This is a genomic window from Arthrobacter sp. JCM 19049, assembly GCF_001310435.1.
This window is the reverse complement of the sequence record NZ_BAXF01000266.1, coordinates 1-2,983: the sequence shown is the minus strand read 5'-3', so window position 1 is coordinate 2,983 and position 2,983 is coordinate 1. Positions and strand designations below refer to the sequence as shown.

The 2,983-nt window shown below is 65.5% G+C and carries 1 protein-coding gene and 2 pseudogenes; 2 read left to right on the top strand and 1 reads right to left on the bottom strand.

Annotation, left to right across the window (positions count from 1 at the left end; genetic code table 11):
• Positions 1–142 precede the first annotated feature (142 nt).
• Complete coding sequence (locus JCM19049_RS10700) at positions 143–958, bottom strand: amidohydrolase family protein (RefSeq protein ID WP_279402972.1); 816 nt, start codon at positions 956–958, stop codon at positions 143–145.
• A gap of 231 nt (positions 959–1,189) precedes the next feature.
• Between JCM19049_RS10700 and adh the strand changes: the two are divergent.
• Both adh and JCM19049_RS20240 read left to right on the top strand, forming a co-directional pair.
• Positions 1,190–2,705: pseudogene (adh, locus tag JCM19049_RS10695) on the top strand (aldehyde dehydrogenase).
• A 163-nt stretch (positions 2,706–2,868) separates the two neighbouring features.
• A pseudogene (locus tag JCM19049_RS20240) lies at positions 2,869–2,983 on the top strand (zinc-dependent alcohol dehydrogenase); the annotation flags it as partial.

Sequence of the window (2,983 nt, the reverse complement as noted above, 5' to 3'; positions counted from 1 at the left end):
CTCCCCGCGGACTCCCCGGCCCGCTCCCTGGTGGTGGCCGAGGTGGAGGCCATGATCCGCTGAGCTAGGCGGGCAGCCCCACCAGCCACGGGGCGTATGCCACAGGCCCCGGCCAGCCATTCGGCACCCAGCCCCCAGTCGTTCAGCACCTGCAGCTGATGGCTGTAGGGGTAGGGGATCGAGGGGAAATCGCTGCCCAGCACCACCTTGCCCGCCAGCGCATGCAGAATGCGGCATAGTCGGGCGGGACTGGAAAGAGCTGCTGCATGTAGGAGGTGCCCACCATCGTGGTGTCCAGGTAGACGTTGCGGTGCTTGTGGGCCAGCTCGGCAAACGGCAGATAGTCCGGCAACCCGGCGTGGGCGATGATCAGCACCAGACCCGGGTGGCGTTCAATGAGCCGCCGGATCGGTGCGATGCCGGTGAACGTCCCGGGGTGCGGCCCATGCCCGCAATGGATAACCACGGGGGCGCCGGCCTGCTCCACTAGCCTCCAGGCCTCCTCCAGCCGCGGATCCAGGACGCAGAACCCGCCGACCTGGACATGGATCTTGAAGATCCGCGCCCCGGCGTCCAGCGCCCGCTGCACCACGGCAGGGGCCTGGGGTTCCGGGAAGAACGTGGCTGAGTGAATCACCTGCGCATGGTCTTGGGCCAGGGTGGTGCTGAAGTCGTTGAGCCACTGGGCCATGCCCGGGCGGTGCGCGTAGTTCAGCGAACTGAAATTGCGCACCCCCAGCCCGGCCAGCACCTCGATCCTCTCCTGGAGCGGAAGCCGGTAGTGGATTGGCCAGGCTGGCGCGCCGCTGGCGGCCACCCCATCGAAGAATCCCCAGACCTTCTGCTGCACCCGATCCGGCATGAAATGCACATGCAGGTCAGTGATCCCGGCAATGCCCAGTTCAACCAGCCAGCCGCTGACCTGCGCATCACCGCCTGGCCCCGCCCTATGCCGCATCCCGCTGCCCACCTGTTCTTGAATCGTCCGCCGCCCGGTCCCCTCGCGCCTCATCGTACGTTGCCCGGGGCATGCAACCTAGTTGCAACCTTCCAGTGACTATCGTCACATCCAACAGCTGCGGTTCACCGCGAAGGAGTCCGCGGCACCGCGGGCCCGGCGCCGGCGGACGGGCCAAGAACCACCACGGGCAGCATCTGTCCGGCCACGAAGGAGCAAGACAACCATGGTATTTACGCCAACCCGAACACCGACGGCGCACTGGTCGCGTTCAAGTCGCGCTACGAGAATTACATCGGGGGCCAATGGGTGGCCCCGGTCAAGGGCATGTACTTCGAGAACATCACCCCGGTCACCGGCAAAGCGTTCTGTGAGGTGGCCCGCTCCACCGCCGAAGACATCGAATTGGCGCTGGACGCCGCACATGCCGCCGCCCCTGCGTGGGGCAGGACCAGTGTCGCCGAACGGGCGGTCATCCTGAACAAGATCGCGGACCGCATCGAGCAGAACCTGGAAATGCTGGCGGTCGCCGAAACCTGGGACAACGGCAAGGCGATCCGTGAAACCCTGAACGCGGACCTGCCCCTGGCGGTGGACCACTTCCGCTACTTCGCCGGGGCCATCCGCGCCCAGGAAGGCACCCTGTCGCAGATCGATGATGACACCACCGCCTATCATTTCCACGAACCGCTGGGCGTGGTCGGGCAGATCATCCCCTGGAACTTCCCGATCCTGATGGCCGTGTGGAAGCTCGCCCCGGCGCTGGCCGCGGGCAACGCGGTGGTGCTGAAGCCGGCCGAGCAGACCCCGGCCAGCATCCTGGTGCTCATCGAGCTGATCGGGGACCTGCTGCCCGAGGGGGTGGTGAACATCGTCAACGGCTTCGGTGCCGAGGCCGGCAAGCCGCTGGCCTCCAACCCGCGCATCCGCAAGATCGCGTTCACCGGTGAAACCACCACCGGTCGGCTGATCATGCAGTACGCCTCGGAGAACCTGATCCCGGTCACCCTGGAACTGGGCGGTAAGAGCCCGAACATCTTCTTCGAGGACATCGCGGCCAGGGACGACGCGTTCTACGACAAGGCGCAGGAGGGCTTTACCCTGTTCGCGCTGAACCAGGGCGAGGTGTGCACCTGCCCCTCAAGCACTGGTCCAGGAAAGCATCTATGGCGAGTTCCTGGAGAAGGTGCTGGCCCGCACCCGGGCGATCAAGCAGGGCAACCCGCTGGACACCGAAACCATGATGGGGGCCCAGGCCTCCAACGACCAGCTGGAGAAGATCCTGTCCTACATGGACATCGGCACCGCGGAGGGCGCCAAGGTGCTCACCGGCGGCGGTCGGGCCGAGCTGGGTGGGGAGCTTGCCGACGGCTACTACGTGCAGCCCACCATCTTCGAGGGCAGCAACAACATGCGCATCTTCCAGGAGGAGATCTTCGGTCCGGTCGTTGCGGTCACCAAATTCAGTGACTACAACGACGCGATCACGATCGCCAATGACACCCTCTACGGCCTGGGGGCCGGCGTATGGAGCCGCGAGGGCAACACCGCCTACCGGGCCGGACGACAGATCCAGGCCGGTCGTGTCTGGGTCAACCAGTACCACGCCTACCCGGCGCACTCGGCCTTCGGGGGCTACAAGTCCTCCGGCATCGGCCGGGAAAACCACCTGATGATGCTCTCGCATTATCAGCAGACGAAGAACCTGCTGGTCTCGTACTCGGAGGACAAGCTCGGCTTCTTCTAAGCAACACCGTTCACACCCTCCCGTCCTTGGGGAAACCACTTCCATATTTTGAACAGACCTCGAGGCGTGGGGTCACCGGGTGCAGCGCCGCCGATAGCCAGCCTCATCGGCGGCCGCCCCGCTCACGCTGCACGCCTTCGAACGCCAAGCAAAGGACAACACCATGAGCACCATGAAAGCAGCCGTCGTCGAGGACTTCGGCCAGGAATTCCAGGTCAAGGACGCCCCCATCCCGGAGCCGGGCCCCGGCCAGGCGCTGGTGAAGCTCATCGCCTCGG